The 14,602-nt window shown below is 69.0% G+C and carries 14 protein-coding genes; 12 read left to right on the plus strand and 2 right to left on the minus strand.

The genetic code is table 11. The features are described from left to right. Positions 1–48: 48 nt before the first annotated feature. Positions 49–651 carry a cob(I)yrinic acid a,c-diamide adenosyltransferase gene (locus GD1_RS12795; protein WP_059037350.1) on the minus strand — a complete coding sequence of 201 codons (603 nt, stop codon included), beginning with the start codon at positions 649–651 and terminating at the stop codon, positions 49–51. A gap of 74 nt (positions 652–725) precedes the next feature. On the opposite strand from GD1_RS12795, the gene murA reads away from it, so the two are divergent. From murA to GD1_RS12855, 12 genes are all read left to right on the plus strand, one after another. Beyond that, positions 726–1,982 (plus strand): UDP-N-acetylglucosamine 1-carboxyvinyltransferase, encoded by a 1,257-nt coding sequence (gene murA, locus GD1_RS12800; RefSeq protein ID WP_053778098.1) that lies wholly within the window; start codon positions 726–728, stop codon positions 1,980–1,982. A 17-nt stretch (positions 1,983–1,999) separates the two neighbouring features. Then, positions 2,000–2,416: an ArsR/SmtB family transcription factor gene (locus tag GD1_RS12805; protein WP_083534149.1), complete on the plus strand. Its 417-nt coding sequence runs from the start codon at positions 2,000–2,002 to the stop codon at positions 2,414–2,416. Between the two features lie 154 nt (positions 2,417–2,570). Continuing rightward, positions 2,571–3,290 (plus strand): energy-coupling factor ABC transporter permease, encoded by a 720-nt coding sequence (locus tag GD1_RS12810; RefSeq protein WP_059037352.1) that lies wholly within the window; start codon positions 2,571–2,573, stop codon positions 3,288–3,290. A 56-nt stretch (positions 3,291–3,346) separates the two neighbouring features. Then, complete coding sequence (locus tag GD1_RS12815; RefSeq protein ID WP_059037357.1) at positions 3,347–3,748, plus strand: PDGLE domain-containing protein; 402 nt, start codon at positions 3,347–3,349, stop codon at positions 3,746–3,748. A 4-nt stretch (positions 3,749–3,752) separates the two neighbouring features. After that, entirely contained in the window at positions 3,753–4,529 is a 777-nt protein-coding gene (gene cbiQ, locus GD1_RS12820; RefSeq protein WP_053778101.1) for a cobalt ECF transporter T component CbiQ, read from the plus strand. Positions 4,530–4,570: 41 nt separating this feature from the next. Then, positions 4,571–5,395 carry an energy-coupling factor ABC transporter ATP-binding protein gene (locus GD1_RS12825; RefSeq protein WP_059037359.1) on the plus strand — a complete coding sequence of 275 codons (825 nt, stop codon included), beginning with the start codon at positions 4,571–4,573 and terminating at the stop codon, positions 5,393–5,395. Between the two features lie 182 nt (positions 5,396–5,577). After that, entirely contained in the window at positions 5,578–6,870 is a 1,293-nt protein-coding gene (gene mdo / locus GD1_RS12830; protein WP_053778093.1) for an NDMA-dependent methanol dehydrogenase, read from the plus strand. A 207-nt stretch (positions 6,871–7,077) separates the two neighbouring features. Then, positions 7,078–8,325 (plus strand): AAA family ATPase, encoded by a 1,248-nt coding sequence (locus GD1_RS12835; protein ID WP_020792399.1) that lies wholly within the window; start codon positions 7,078–7,080, stop codon positions 8,323–8,325. Between the two features lie 13 nt (positions 8,326–8,338). Further along, on the plus strand, positions 8,339–9,865 hold the full coding sequence (locus tag GD1_RS12840; RefSeq protein WP_053778094.1) for a VWA domain-containing protein: 1,527 nt from the start codon (positions 8,339–8,341) through the stop codon (positions 9,863–9,865). A gap of 64 nt (positions 9,866–9,929) precedes the next feature. Then, entirely contained in the window at positions 9,930–11,132 is a 1,203-nt protein-coding gene (locus GD1_RS12845; protein ID WP_059037355.1) for an iron-containing alcohol dehydrogenase, read from the plus strand. Next, positions 11,129–12,583, plus strand: coding sequence for a MadS family sensor histidine kinase (locus GD1_RS12850; RefSeq protein WP_053778095.1), 1,455 nt, complete (start codon positions 11,129–11,131; stop codon positions 12,581–12,583). Before GD1_RS12845 ends, GD1_RS12850 begins: the two co-directional genes overlap by 4 nt. After that, a complete protein-coding gene (locus GD1_RS12855) occupies positions 12,580–13,254 on the plus strand; it encodes a MadR family response regulator transcription factor (protein ID WP_020792574.1) in 675 nt (224 codons plus the stop codon). Before GD1_RS12850 ends, GD1_RS12855 begins: the two co-directional genes overlap by 4 nt. A gap of 216 nt (positions 13,255–13,470) precedes the next feature. Here the strand turns inward: GD1_RS12855 and mftM are convergent, their stop codons facing one another. Next, positions 13,471–14,313: a mycofactocin oligosaccharide methyltransferase MftM gene (gene mftM / locus GD1_RS12860; protein ID WP_053778096.1), complete on the minus strand. Its 843-nt coding sequence runs from the start codon at positions 14,311–14,313 to the stop codon at positions 13,471–13,473. Positions 14,314–14,602: the final 289 nt, after the last annotated feature.

Consider the following 14,602-nt stretch of genomic DNA (forward strand, 5'->3'; position numbering starts at 1 on the left):
CGTCTGGGGTGCGAGGACGTCCTGCTCAACCATCGTGTGGCGAGCTGCTCAACCCGCGGTGGGGCGCGACCGATCGCCGCCGGGAACCCACTTGACGTCACCCTCGCTACCGGGGACGCGGTTGGCCACCCTCGAGAGGATGAACAGCAGATCCGAGAGCCGGTTGAGGTACTTCGCCGGCAACACCGATGTCGACTCGGGATCGGCGTCGACGGCCGCCCACGCCGACCGTTCTGCTCGTCGGGTCACCGTTCGTGCCTGGTGCAGCAGCGCCGACAAGACCGTGCCACCGGGCAGGATGAACGAATCCAGGTTCGGCAGATCTGCGCCGAACTCGTCGCACCATTTCTCGAGGGCGTCGATGTAGCCCTGCTCGATCCGCAGCGGCGGGTACTTCGGGTTCTCGACGACCGGGGTGGACAGATCGGCACCGGCGTCGAACAGATCGTTCTGGACGGTGCGGAGGGCTTCGGCGATCGCCTCGGGGACGTCCGCCGACGCCAGGGCGACGCCGATCACCGCGTTGGCCTCGTCGCAGTCGGCATAGGCGACGACGCGTGGATGGGTCTTGGGGACGCGGGAGAAGTCGCTGAGCCCGGTGCTTCCGTCGTCGCCGGTGCGGGTGTAGATGCGTGTGAGGTGAACGACCATGCCCAGAATCTAGTTCGTCGGCACCGCCCCGGTGTGAGGCAGCCGGATCCGCGGTGCCGGATAAGCTGTCGGACGTGAGTGATCGCTATCTGGTGACCGGCGGGGCGCGGCTGAGCGGCGAGGTGTCGGTCGGGGGAGCCAAGAACAGCGTGTTGAAGCTGATGGCGGCCTCGCTGCTGGCCGAGGGCACGACGACGTTGACCAATTCGCCCGAGATCGCAGACGTCCCGCTGATGGCCGACGTGCTGCGCGGGCTCGGGGCCACGGTGAGCATCGACGGTGACACCGTGGTCATCGATTCGCCGGCCGAACCCAAGTACCACGCCGACTTCGACGCGGTGAAACAGTTCCGTGCGTCGGTGTGCGTGCTGGGCCCGCTGATGGCCCGTTGCCGACGGGCCGTCGTCGCACTGCCCGGCGGCGACGCCATCGGCTCCCGACCCCTCGACATGCATCAGGCGGGCCTGCGGGCCCTCGGCGCGCACAGCTCGATCGAACACGGCTGTGTGGTGGCCGAGGCCGATTCGCTGATCGGCGCGCCGGTGGCGCTCGAGTTCCCGTCTGTCGGCGCGACCGAGAACATCCTGATGGCCGCGGTGCTGGCCGAGGGGCAGACCACCATCGACAACGCCGCCCGCGAACCGGAGATCGTCGACCTCTGCGAGATGCTGCAGCAGATGGGGGCCCGGATCGAGGGTGCCGGGACGTCGACGCTGACCGTGGTGGGTGTCGACCGGCTGCACGCCACCACCCACCGCGTGGTGGGCGATCGCATCGTCGGCGCGACGTGGGGGATCGCCGCGGCGATGACCAAGGGCGATGTCACCGTGCACGGCGTGAAGCCCGCCCACCTGCAACTGGTCCTGACCAAACTCGCCGACACCGGGGCACGGGTGGACTCCTTCGCCGACGGCTTCCGGATCCGCCACGACCGCCGACCCTCGGCGGTCAACGTCTCGACGCTGCCGTTCCCCGGATTCCCCACCGACCTGCAGCCGATGGCGATCGGCCTGGCCGCCGTCTCCGAGGGCATGTCGGTGATCACCGAGAACGTCTTCGAGGCCCGCTTCCGCTTCGTCGAGGAGATGGTGCGGCTGGGTGCCGACGCCCGCACCGACGGCCATCACGCGGTGATCCGGGGGATCGATCGGTTGTCCAGTGCACCCGTGTGGTGTTCCGACATCCGGGCCGGCGCCGGACTCGTGCTGGCCGGACTCGTCGCCGACGGGGTGACCGAGGTGCACGACATCGAGCACATCGACCGCGGCTACCCGAACTTCGAGGAGAACCTGACCCGGCTCGGTGGTCAGATCGAACGGGTTCGGGGCTGAACGTGGAGGCCGGCCGCATGCATGCCGATCACGCGCACCCCGATCATGCGCACCCCGATCATGCGCACACCGAACACACGCACGACGGTGACGCCGAGACAGCGCACTTGCACCCCGATCACGCGCACACCCATGAGGGCAACGTGGACGTCGCGGTGTGGGCGACGCGGTTCACGCTGCTCTCCGACCCGCACCGGCTCGAGATCCTGCTCGTGCTGCACCAGCAGCCGGGGATCTTCGTCGGCGACCTCGCCGCGGCCGTCGGCCGGACCGAGACCGCGGTGTCGCAGGCGCTGCGAGTCCTCCGGCAGCAGGGGTGGGTGTCGTCGACGCGGGTCGGCCGTTCGGTGGGCTACCGGCTCGAGGACGAGACGGTGCACCGGCTACTGCACTGGATCGGTGCCGGCCACATCCCTTCGGACGGCCCCGCATGAGGTGTGGTCAGGCGCCCACCTGACCGGACGGATAGTCTGATCACTTCAACATCTGAATATGTGGACAGACGTCGCGGCCGGTCGTAACGTTCCCGGTATCGCGTGACGCGGATCACCGCGCACGTCCCGACGCGAATCCGGAAGGACAGCCGTCATGTCCACCACCACCCCTCTCGCCATGCACATGAGCGACGGCATCATCAATGCGCCGACATCGGCACTGTTCGGGGTCGTCGCCATCGTCGGCCTGGCCTTCTGCACCTGGCGCGCCCGCACCGACCTCGACGAGAAGACGGTGCCGATGGCCGGCCTGGTCGCGGCCTTCATCTTCGCCGTCCAGATGATCAACTTCCCGGTGTTGCCCGGTGTCAGCGGCCACCTGCTGGGCGGCGCGCTCGCCGCGATCCTGGTGGGCCCCTACACCGGTGCCCTGTGTATCGCGATCGTGCTGGTGGTGCAGAGCCTGCTCTTCGCCGACGGCGGGGTCACCGCACTGGGCGCGAATGTCACCAACATGGCGCTCATCTCGACCTTCGTCGGGTATGGGGTCGCCGTCCTCGGCCGCCGTCTGGTGTACTCCCGGACATCGTCACCCGGCGCCCTCGGCGGTATCGCCTTTGTCGCCGCGCTGTGCGGAACCGTCGCCGCGGCAACCGGATTCGTCATCGAGTATGCGATCGGCGGCGCCGCGAGCACCTCGCTCGGCGCGGTCGCGGCATACATGTGGGGCACCCACGTGCTGATCGGCGCAGGGGAGGGGCTGATCACCGCGGTGACGGTGATGGCGGTCGCCCGCGCACGGCCCGACCTCGTCCATCTCCTGCGCAACGCCCCCCGACCCGCCGCCGCACGCCGGACAGGAGTGCCCGCATGACCGCCGTCACCGACGCGTCCATCCCCGGCTCGCCCGAGCATCGTCCGCGCGTACGCATGCGCACCTTCCTCGTCGCCTTCGGCGTGGTCGCGCTCCTCGTCGCCGGGATCGTCTCCTACCTGGCCAGTTCGTCGCCCGACGGCCTGGACTCGGCCACTTTGCAGGGCTGCCAGACGGTGGAGACCAACGGTACCGAGCACCTCGTGGGCAACTGCATCGCCCAGCACGCCACCGACCACGCGATGGCGTCGTCGCCGCTGGCCGACTACTCCGTGCACGGCATCGGGCTGTCCACCGGTCTCGCCGGGATCATCGGTGTCCTCGTGGTGCTGGCCATCGCCGGCCTCGCGTTCCGGCTGCTCGGCCGCCGCCACCCCGGCGGGGAGGCGCACAACGGCGCCGCCCGCGCCGATGCAGCGGTCGCGACCGGACCGGGTCCCGTCGGACGGGAGCGCTGAGACGATGGGGGCCGGACATGCGCATCCGCTCTATCGCAGCGGGGAGAGCCGTGTCCACCGCGCCCCCACCGAGGTGAAGATCGTCGCCCTGCTGGTGTTCGTCTTCGCCGTGGTCGCCACCCCCCGGGAGACCTTCTGGCCCTACCTCGGATTCGCGCTGATCCTGTTCGCGGTGTGGATCGTCGCGCGCATCCCGCCGACCTGGATCGCCACCCGCATGCTGATCGAGGTCCCGTTCGTGGTGCTCGCGGTTCTGCTGCCGTTCGCCGAGGGCGGTGAGCGGATCACGGTGGCCGGACTGTCGCTGTCGGTGCCGGGCCTCTATGCAGCGTGGGGCATCGTCATCAAGGGCACGCTCGGCGTCGCCGCGTCGCTCACCTTCGCCGCCACCACGCAGGCACGCGAACTGCCCCTGGCCCTCACCCGGCTCGGCGTACCCGCCACCATCACCCCCGTCTTCGTGATGATGCTGCGGTACCTCGACCTGCTGTCGGCGGAGATCCGCCGGATGCAGATCGCCCGCGCCGCACGCGGGGACTCACCACGGCTGCTGCACCAGGCCGGTGCCGTCGCCAAAGGCGTCGGCGCGCTGTTCCTGCGCTCCTACGAACGCGGCGAGCGGGTACATCTGGCCATGGCGTCGCGGGGATTCACCGGGACCATCCCGGACATGCCGGGCATCGCGAGCGCACCGCGTGCCACACCGAGACAGTGGCTGGTGGTGATCAGCCCCGCGCTGGTCGCCGTCGCCGTCGCCGCAACCGCCTGGGGGATCCGATGAGCAGCACCGACATGACCCGTACCGACATGACCCGTACCGACATGACCCGTACCGACGTCCGCGCGGCGGACACGGCCCACCCCGTCGCACCGGTTGCCGTCGACATCACCGACCTGCACTACGCCTACCCGGACGGGCACGTGGCCCTCGACGGCATCGACCTGAGCGTCGCACCGGGGGAGCGGATCGCCCTGCTCGGCCCCAACGGGGCGGGTAAGACCACACTGATGCTCCAGCTCAACGGCGTCCTGCTGCCCACCGCGGGCAGTGTGTCGATCCACGGGCGGCAGGTCGCCAAGGACAGTCTGCGGCAGGTGCGCCGCCAGGTGGGGCTGGTCTTCCAGGACCCCGACGACCAGCTGTTCATGCCGACCCTGATCGAGGACGTCGCCTTCGGGCCGGCCAACTTCGGCGTCACCGGTGACGAACTCGTCGCCCGGGTCGAGGCGGCCCTGGCCACCGTGTCGATGACCGAACACGCTCGACGCAGTCCCCATCACCTGTCCGGCGGACAACGCCGGCGTGGCGCACTGGCGAGTGTATTGGCGTGTCGCCCAGACATTCTGGTCCTCGACGAGCCGTCGGCCAATCTGGATCCGGTGGCGCGCCGTGAACTCGCCGACACCCTGCTCGGGCTCGACACCACCATGCTCGTGGTGACCCACGACCTGCTCTACGCGGCACAGTTGTGCGACCGCGCGGTGATCGTCGACGCCGGCCGCATCGTCGCCGACGACGCGATCGACGACATCCTCGCCGACGCGGAACTCCTTGCCGCACACCGGCTCGAACTGCCCTGGGGCTTCGACGCCGACACCGTGCGCCGCGCTCGCACCGCCCGACGACCGTCCTCTGCGGCCCGATGAGAGGTCAGGTGGGTACCTGACCATCCGGACAGGTACCCACCTGACCTTCGCCGGTGAACCCGGGGAGTTTGGGACGGTTTGGGCGTCAACCACTTTCGGCCCCCGTTGTGACGCACGTAACGTCACAAGTGCTCGAGCCGACGGCACGCGGTGTGCGACGGCGTACAAGGAGGTCAGGTCAGATGCAGGTAGATGAACTACTGAAACCGTTCCCCATCAAGGAATTCCATCCTTTCCCGCGGGCCATGATGGGCCCGGGCGCACACGAGATGATCGGCCCGGAGGCCCTCAAGCTCGGCTTCAAGAAGACCCTCATCATGACCACCGGTCTGCGGGGCAGCGACACCGTGCACAAGATCGCCGAGTCCTGCAAGTACCACGGACTCGACGTGGTGGTCTACGACAAGGTCGAGTCCAACCCCAAGGACTACAACGTCATGGATGCCGTGGCGCTGTACAACTCGGAGAAGTGTGACTCGTTCATCTCCATCGGTGGCGGCTCGGCGCACGACGCGTGCAAGGGTGCCCGCATCTCGGTGGCCCACGACGGCCGCAACGTCAACGAGTTCGAGGGCTTCAACAAGAGCGAGAACCCGAAGAACCCGCCGCATATCGCGGTCTCGACCACGGCCGGTACCGGCTCGGAGACCTCGTGGGCCTACGTCATCACCGACACCACCACCGACCCCGACAAGCCGCACAAGTACGTGGCCTTCGACGACGCGGCGGTCACCACCCTCGCGATCGACGACCCGGTGCTCTACTACGATTGCCCGGTCGCCTTCACCGCGCAGTGTGGCTTCGACGTGCTGGCGCACGCCTCCGAGCCCTATGTCTCGCGGCTGAACTTCCCGCCGTCGATGGGCAACGCGCTGCACGCGGTGCGGATGACCGCGCAGTACCTGCGTGAGGCCACCTGGAACCCCACCGAACTGGCCGGCCGCGAGGGCATGATGTACGCGCAGTACATCGCCGCTCAGGCGTTCAACTCCGGTGGTCTGGGCATCATCCACTCGATCAGCCACGCGGTGTCGGCGTTCTTCGACACCCACCACGGCCTGAACAACGCCATCGCACTGCCGCGTGTGTGGGCGTTCAACATGCCGGTCCACTACCAGCGGTTCGCCGACATGGCCGAGGCCATGGGCGTCGACACCCACGGGATGACCAAGGTGCAGGCCGCCGATGCCGCCCTCGAGGCCGCCATCCGGCTGCTGCGTGACGTGGGCATCGTCGAGCGGTTCGCAGACGTCAAGCAGGACTCGTACCCCAAGAACCGTCTCGGCGAGGGCCCGACCAAGTTCTACGAGAACCGCAAGGAGATCACCACCGACGCGGCGACCATCGACGCGCTGACCAACCACGTCCTCGGCGACGCGTGCACCCCGGGTAACCCCAAGGAGTGCACCTTCGAGACCGTGCGCCCGGTCGTCGAGCACTGCGTCAACGGATCGCTGGACGAACTGCTCCCGTAGTCGTCGCGTCGCCGTCACAGGCGGCACCGAGACCGGATGTGGGGATCGTGCGAACCCGCCCCCACGATCTGCCCGATCCCCACATCCTCTTCACCACGAGGTGGCCGCCGACGCCCCCACACGGCGGCCACCTCGTGTTCCACCCGTTTCCCTCGTCCCCGTCCTCCGAACCCCCACTGCACCGCCCTCGAACACAGGAGAACAACGATGTCCGCGTCCACCCATCACCTCGCCGCCGCCGACGGGTCCGATACCGTCGAATTCGCCGACGTCGATGACGTCGTCGAACGGTTCGCCGACGCCGGATACCTCGCGGACTCACGCCTGGCGACCACCGTGTTCCTGCAGTCCCGGCTGGGTAAGCCGATCCTGCTCGAGGGGCCGGCGGGCGTCGGCAAGACCCAGCTCGCCAAGACCCTGGCCGAGGTGACCGGCCGCGAGCTGCTGCGTCTGCAGTGCTACGAGGGTCAGGACGAGACCACTGCCCTCTACGAGTGGGACTACGGCAAGCAGTTGCTCTACACGCAGGTGCTGCGCGAGAAGATCGGCCAGGTCGTCGCCGACGCCGACACCCTCGCCGAGGCCGTCGACCGGATCGGCGCCGAGGAGAGCGTGTTCTTCTCCGAACGATTCCTGTCCCCGCGACCGCTGTTGGAGGCGGTCCGCTCGGAGCGGCCGGTGGTGCTGCTGATCGACGAGGTCGACCGCGCCGACGAGGCCCTCGAGGCGGTGCTGCTCGAGCTGCTCGCCGAATACCAGGTGTCGGTGCCCGAGATCGGTACCTTCGTCGCCAACCACCCGCCGATGATCGTGTTGACCTCCAACAACACCCGCGACCTGTCGGCGGCGCTGAAGCGGCGCTGTCTGCACCTGTCGCTCGACTACCCCGAGGCCGACCGCGAGCTCGACATCATCCGCTCCAAGAACACCGGGCTGTCGGAGACGCTGTCGGCCAAGCTGGTCGAGATCGTCCGCGGTCTGCGTGACCTCGACCTGCGCAAGGCGCCCAGCATCTCCGAGGCCATCGACTGGGCGCGCACCCTCGCGGTGCTCGGCGCCGACGAGCTCTCCGCCGAGATCCTCTCCCAGACGGCCAATGTCGTCGTCAAATACGACCGCGACCTCACCCGCGCGCTCGAGGCGATCCCCAAGCTGGTCGACCCGAACGCCGAGGTGCCCGACCACCTGCACTCCCACGATCACGGACACGGCCACTCGCACGGGCATTCCCACGGGAGCGCCCACGACCACGACCATGATCACGATCACGACCACAGCGGTCAGACCAAGCGCGCCGAGAAGGACAAGCCCGGCCGGCACGCCGACGACTACTACGGCTCGCCCGGCGCCAAGAGCGACGCCGGTCTGCGCGATGTGAGCGCGGCTCAGGGCAGCCGGTCGTTCAAGGCCGCACCCGAGAAGCCGTCCGGCCGCAGCCGCAAGCGCCCGTTCTGAGAGGGGCGAGACCATGGAAGGAGCGGTGCACCGGTTCGTCCGGCTGCTGCGTCTGCACGGGGTCCGGATCGGGGTCTCCGAGGCGATGGACGCGATGTCGGCGGTCGCGACCGCCGAGATCCTCGGCGACCGCGAGTTGCTGCGGTCGGCGCTGGAGGCGTGCCTGATCAAGGACCGCCGCGACGAGGCGACCTTTCACGAGGTCTTCGACAAGTTCTTCTCGCTGCGCCCGGTGATCGCCGCCGACGACGGGCACGGTCACTCGCACACCCACGACGACCTCGCCGACTCCGGCGATCTGCAGGAGTACACGCTGTCCGACGAGGTCAGCAACACCCCGCAGCAAGGCCACAGCCACGGCCCGCCGTCGAACATCCGTGACTTCTTCGACCCGGAGGATCTCGCCGAGCAGTACAACCTGCACCAGGAGGCCAACAAGCTCGACATGGCGTCGCTGACCGACGAGATCGTGTTGTCGGCGGACACGGTGCCCAACTCCGAACAGGCCGCGCGGGTGCAGCTGACCGTCTCGCGGCTGCACAATCCGGGTCGCCCGGGCGAACTGGTCACCGGCAATCCCACCCAGCTCGACGCCGAGCTGTCGGTGGCGCAGGAGATGGCGCTGCTGAACTGGCTCGACGACGCCGACGACATGTTCGGCGCACAGCCCGACCGGGAGGAGATCGCCAAGCTGCGCAATGCGCTGGCCGGGTTGCTCGACGGGCTGCCGGAGAAACTGCGCGATCACCTCGAACAGCTCATGGCCACCGACCACGAGATCGAGGAACGCGAGATCAAGGCATCGGTGCGTGATGCGATCCACGAGCACGAGCGCGCCAGTCTCGAGGAGTCGATCCGCCGGCTGATCCGCAGCCTGCACGGGGCGCCGCGGGCCCGCCGCAAGGTGGCCGCCCGGGGCACCGTCGACGCCGCGCGCACCATGCGCGCGAATCTGCGCTTCGACGGCGTGCCGTTCCGCCCGGTCACGGTGGCCAAGGTGGAGGACCGTCCGTCCCTGCTGATCCTGGCCGACGTCTCGTTGTCGGTGCGCAGTGCCGCCCGGTTCACCTTGCAGCTGGTCCACGGGCTGCAGAGCATGGTGGCCCATGTCCGGTCGTTCGCGTTCGTGTCCGATCTGGTCGAGATCACCGACCTGTTCGCCGAGCATCCGCCGGAGGAAGCCCTCTCGCTGGTGGTGTCGGGGTTGCCGGCCGGCGGCGTGCTCGACACCGACGCCGACTCCGACTACGGCAAGGCATTGGGTGACTTCCTGGAGGAGTACGGCGGCGCCATCACCCGGCGCACCACGGTGATCGTGCTCGGCGACGGCCGCAACAACGGTCGCGAGGCCAATCTCGATGCCTTCGAGGAGATCACCCGCCGCGCGCGGGAGACCATCTGGATCACGCCGGAGCCGACGTACTCCTGGGGTCTGGGCTCGTGCGATCTGCCCGCATATGCCACGTTCTGCGACCGGGTGCACGTCGTCCACGACCTCGCGGCACTCGAGCAGGTCTCGGTCAGCGCGTACGGCGCGTGAGCGGCGTCACCACGCGTAGGATCAGCGCCACACACTTCGGCGACCACGAGGCGGGTGAGCACTGATGCGGGCCGAGACCGGCAGGGTGACCAGTTCCGGGGAGGTCGACGCCCGGCCCACCGTGCGGGTGGCCAAGTTCCACACCCCGGAGATCATCATCGGACCCGGTTCGTTGGACGAGATCCCGCGTGCCGCAGCTGGATTGGGGATGCGGAGGCTGATGATCGTCGCCGATCGCGAACTCGTCGCCACGCCCTGGTATCCGCAACTGGCGCAACGTCTGCGGGCCGCGGACCTGCGGGTGTCGTCCTACACCGGGGTCTCGCCCAATCCGCGGGCCCCGGAGATCGCCGCCGGCTTCGAGCACTACGAGCAGACCCGGGCCGAGGGGATCGTCGCCCTCGGCGGCGGGTCGGTGATCGATGCCGCCAAGGGCATCGCGATCCTCGCCGCCAACGGCGGACACATCCTGTCCTACGAGGGCATCGACCGTGCCCGGCGTCCGCTGCCGCCGATGGTCGCCGCCCCGACCACCGCGGGCAGCGGCTCGGACGTCTCGCAGTTCTGCATCGTCAACGACGTCGACCGGATGACCAAGGTGACCATCATCGGTCGCGGGCTGGTGCCGGATGTGTCGGTGATCGACCCGCTGGCGCTGGCCACCCTGCCCCACGACGTGGCCGCACAGTCGGGGATGGACGCCATCACCCACTGCATCGAGGCCTATGCATCGGTGGCGCACACCCGCCTGACCGACCGGGCCGCGCGCAGCGCGATCGGGACCGCCTGGCACTCGATCGAACGGTTCGTCGACGACCCTTCCGATGCCGACGCCGGGATGGAGATGGCGTATGCCGCACTGGAGGCCGGGATGGCGTTCACCAACGCGATCCTCGGCGCCACCCATGCGATGAGCCATCCCGTGGGCGGGCTGTGCGACGCCCCGCACGGCGCGATCAACTCCGTCCTGCTGCCGCATGTGATCCGGTTCAACGCCGAGGTCGATCCCACCCCGTACGTCGACCTCGCCGATGCGATCGGACTCGGCACGTCGTCGTCGGCGCATGTCACCGCCGAACGATTCGCCGATCAGGTCGCCGGGCTGTCCGCGCGCGTCGGAATGCCTTCTCGGCTCCGGGATTTCGGGGTCCGCGACGCCGACATCCCGGCGCTCACCGTCAATGCCCTCGCCGATGCGTGTATGCGGACCAATCCGCGACAGCCCACCACCGCCGACGTCGCGCGGATGTATCGCGAGGCGCTGTGAGCGCCGCGACCGGAGCCGACCGCCTCCCGCCCGGCGGGACGTCACCGGAGACCGAACTCGACTCCCTGATCGGATTGCACTCGGTCAAGGGCTCGCACTACGCCCAGTTCCGCGGGGTGGAGGAACGGCTCAGCCGGGTCGTCGGGGCGCTCGACCGGATCTCGCGGGCGCTGGTGCAGACCGCCGAGGGGCCCGAGACGCTGGTGTTGTCGGTGGTGCGCGCCGTCGCCGATCACCTCGACGCCGACTGGGTGGTGTTCGCGCTGTGCGACGGTGCGCTCGACCGCACCGGCCCGAGACATCTGATGCTCGCCGGCGACGGCACCATCTACGCCTTCGAGGGGGTGTCCCGCGCGCGCACGCCGTCGCATATGCCCGACGAGGTGCTCAACCGTCTCAACGACGTGCTGCGCAACCAGCTCGGTGAGCTCGTCCGGCCGATCGTCGAGGACCATCATCTGCATGTCCCGCTGCATCTCGACGGCCGTGTGGTGGGCGGGCTGTCGGCGTGGACGCCACACCACCATGTGGTCGACTCCGCCGATCTGGTGGTGATGCGGATCCTGGCCCGCCAGGCGATGGTGGCGCTGCTCAACGCGGCCCTGCTCGAGGAGAGCCGCCATCAGCTGACCCGCGCCGAGGACGCCTACGCCAAGGCCCGCGAGCAGGCCACCGACCTGGCCGTGCAGAACGCCGAACTCCAACGCACACAACGAGAGTTGTCGGCGGTGATGCGCCAGCGCCTGGTCACCGAGGAGCGTGAGCGGATCGCCCGCGAACTGCACGACTCGGTGACCCAGTCGGTGTTGTCGGCGGGGGTGCAGATCGAGGTGTGCCGGATCGAATCCGATCCCGAGACCGCCGCCCGGCTCGAGGTGGCGGGCCAGCTGACCCGTGATGCCGTCGAGCAGTTGCGCTCGGTGATCTATGCGCTCAACCAGTCGCCGTCGGTGGAGGGGCTGAGCCTCGGGGAGATCCTCGACGAGCTCTGTTCGATGCACATGCCCGCCGACCTGCGGACCGACGTGCGGATCGTCGGACGCCCCCGGGATCTGCCCGACGACCTGCAGCACGCGATCCTACGGATCGCCGGTGAGGCCCTGTTCAACACCGCGGTCCACGCCGAGGCCACCCGTGCCCGGGTGGTGTTGAGCTATGGCGACGACGACGTGGCACTGACCGTCGACGACGACGGCTCCGGCGACCCCGGGCACATGCGGCGGGTGATGCGTGCGGCCATGCTCGGTGATCTCGCCGGCCGGCACCGCGGCCTGGCCAATATGGCCGGCCGGGCCATCGACCTGGGCGGTGACCTGCGGATTCGTCGGTCGCGGCTCGGCGGTGTGCGGATCGCGGTGGACATCCCCGACCCGGCCGCGACGCGAACACTTCAGAAGGGGGCCCGGTCGACCCGGCCCCGGCGGACCGAACAGCAGGAGGTCACCCGATGAACGACGCGGCGACGAACGATCAAGGGGTCGCGACACGGCCGGTGCGCACGGTGCTGGTCGACGACCACGCGCTGCTGCGGGCGGGTATCCGATCGCTGCTCGAACGGGAGGACTCGATCGCCGTGGTCGGGGAGGCCGACACCTTCGACGAGGCACTGGCCCAGATCGCGCGGTGCGAACCCGACGTGGTGGTGGTCGATCTCAAGCTCACGGCCGGAACCGAGTACGAGGGCCTGCGGCTGATCACCGAGATCGCGGCCCGCCATCCCGAGGTGGCGTCGTTGGTGCTGACCACCTTCCTCGACGACGACCTGGTGGTGCGGGCGGTCAAGGCCGGTGCGCGCGGCTATGTGGTCAAGGACGTCGACACCACCGAACTGGTCCGTGCGATCCAGGCCGTGTCCGGCGGAGGCAGTGCCTTCGATCCGCGCAGCGCGGCGATCGTGTTGCGCACGGTGTCGGGGGAGGGGGCCGGCCCGGAGATCCTGACCGAACGCGAACGCGAGGTCCTGCGACTGCTCGCCGACGGGATGAGCAACAAGCGGATCGGTCAGACGTTGTTCATCTCGGAGTCGACGGTGAAGTTCCACATCCGCAACATCATTCGCAAGCTCGGGGTCACCAAGCGCACCGACGCGGTCTACATCGCGAGCAAACGCGGACTGATCTGAGATCGGGTGATCCGGGGGCTGCCCCCGGGCGGCGGGATCGGGTGGTCGGTGCACGCCGGGCGGTCCGGGTACTCGGGATCCGGTTGCAGCGTCGTTCGCCGCAGAGTCGTTCGGCCGCAGCGTCGTTCGGTGGACGAGTCGCCGGTGTGCCGGGGGATTCGGGTCCCGGGTGCAGCCGGTACGGGTGTTGCAGGCGGGATGGGTTGCCGGCGGGATTCAGTCCCGGGGAGTCAGGACCAGCCAGCCACCGTGGTCGGTGTGGAACTGCGCACCGGCGTGCGGGACCGCGTCGGCCCAGCGACGCAGGTCGTCCTCCGACAGCGTGGTCAGGTGCCCGAAGTGCTCGCTGGGATGTTCCTCGTAGGGGATGGCGATCACCACACGCCGGCGCGCCACGCGCAGCGCCTGGCCGATCGCGTCGCGGACCTGCGGTTCGGTGAGGTGTTCGAGCAGGTGGATGAGGGTCACGGTGTCGACCGCGTCGTCGGCGAACGGCAGGTCGGTGGCGTCGCCGACCACGGCATGCACCGGGGTGCCCCGGCGCCGGGCGGCCGCGTCGAGCAGACCGACCGCTCCGGGGGAGATGTCGCAGGCCGCCACCTGGTGACCGTCCTGCGCACACTGCAATGCGAAGAACCCGAAGCAGCTGCCGACCTCGAGCACGCTGCGTCCGGAGATCAGAGAGCGCGCCCGACGATGCACCGGGGAGAACGCGGCGATGCCCGACCGTAGGGCCGCCACGGAGTTGTCGTAGAAGGCCGACCATGCGACGTCGGGGTCGGCCGAACAGGATCGGATGATGCCGACCGCGGTCTCCTCGAATTCCCACTGGCCGCCGATGGCACCCGCGTCCACGAGTGCCACCAGGCCGCTGACCAGCGAGTCGTCCGAGAGATCGTCGAGAGTCAGGGAGTGGACCACCTCGACCCGGCCGAGGACGTCGGTCTGCCAGGCCACCCGGCCGGCACGGTGAAATCCCCGGGGGGCGATGGACGAGCGGCGAACCGCGATCCGCCGATCCGTCGGGACGCCGGCGCTGGTGGTGAGGGTGGCGGTCATACCGTGACGCTATGACCTGCATGTTCGGTGCGGAACTGACCGTCGGGGTGTGATGACTGACCGAAAGGATGGGATCGCCGCCCAGGGGTCCGCGATGACCGATATGTCGCAGATCACGTTGTGGCTGTCGGTCCCGATATCGGCGGCGGGCGCCGCGGGCAGTCGTCCGACCTGCACGGATACCCGAGGCGAGGGCTCGTGACCTGGCGATTTGATCTTCACGTCACTCGTGCGTAACTTATTCCAAGTCAGCGAGCCACGGCGCCGCCCCGGACAGACTCGAAAGAGT

Origin of the sequence: Gordonia desulfuricans NBRC 100010, assembly GCF_001485495.1 — a bacterium.
Lineage (GTDB): Bacteria > Actinomycetota > Actinomycetes > Mycobacteriales > Mycobacteriaceae > Gordonia > Gordonia desulfuricans.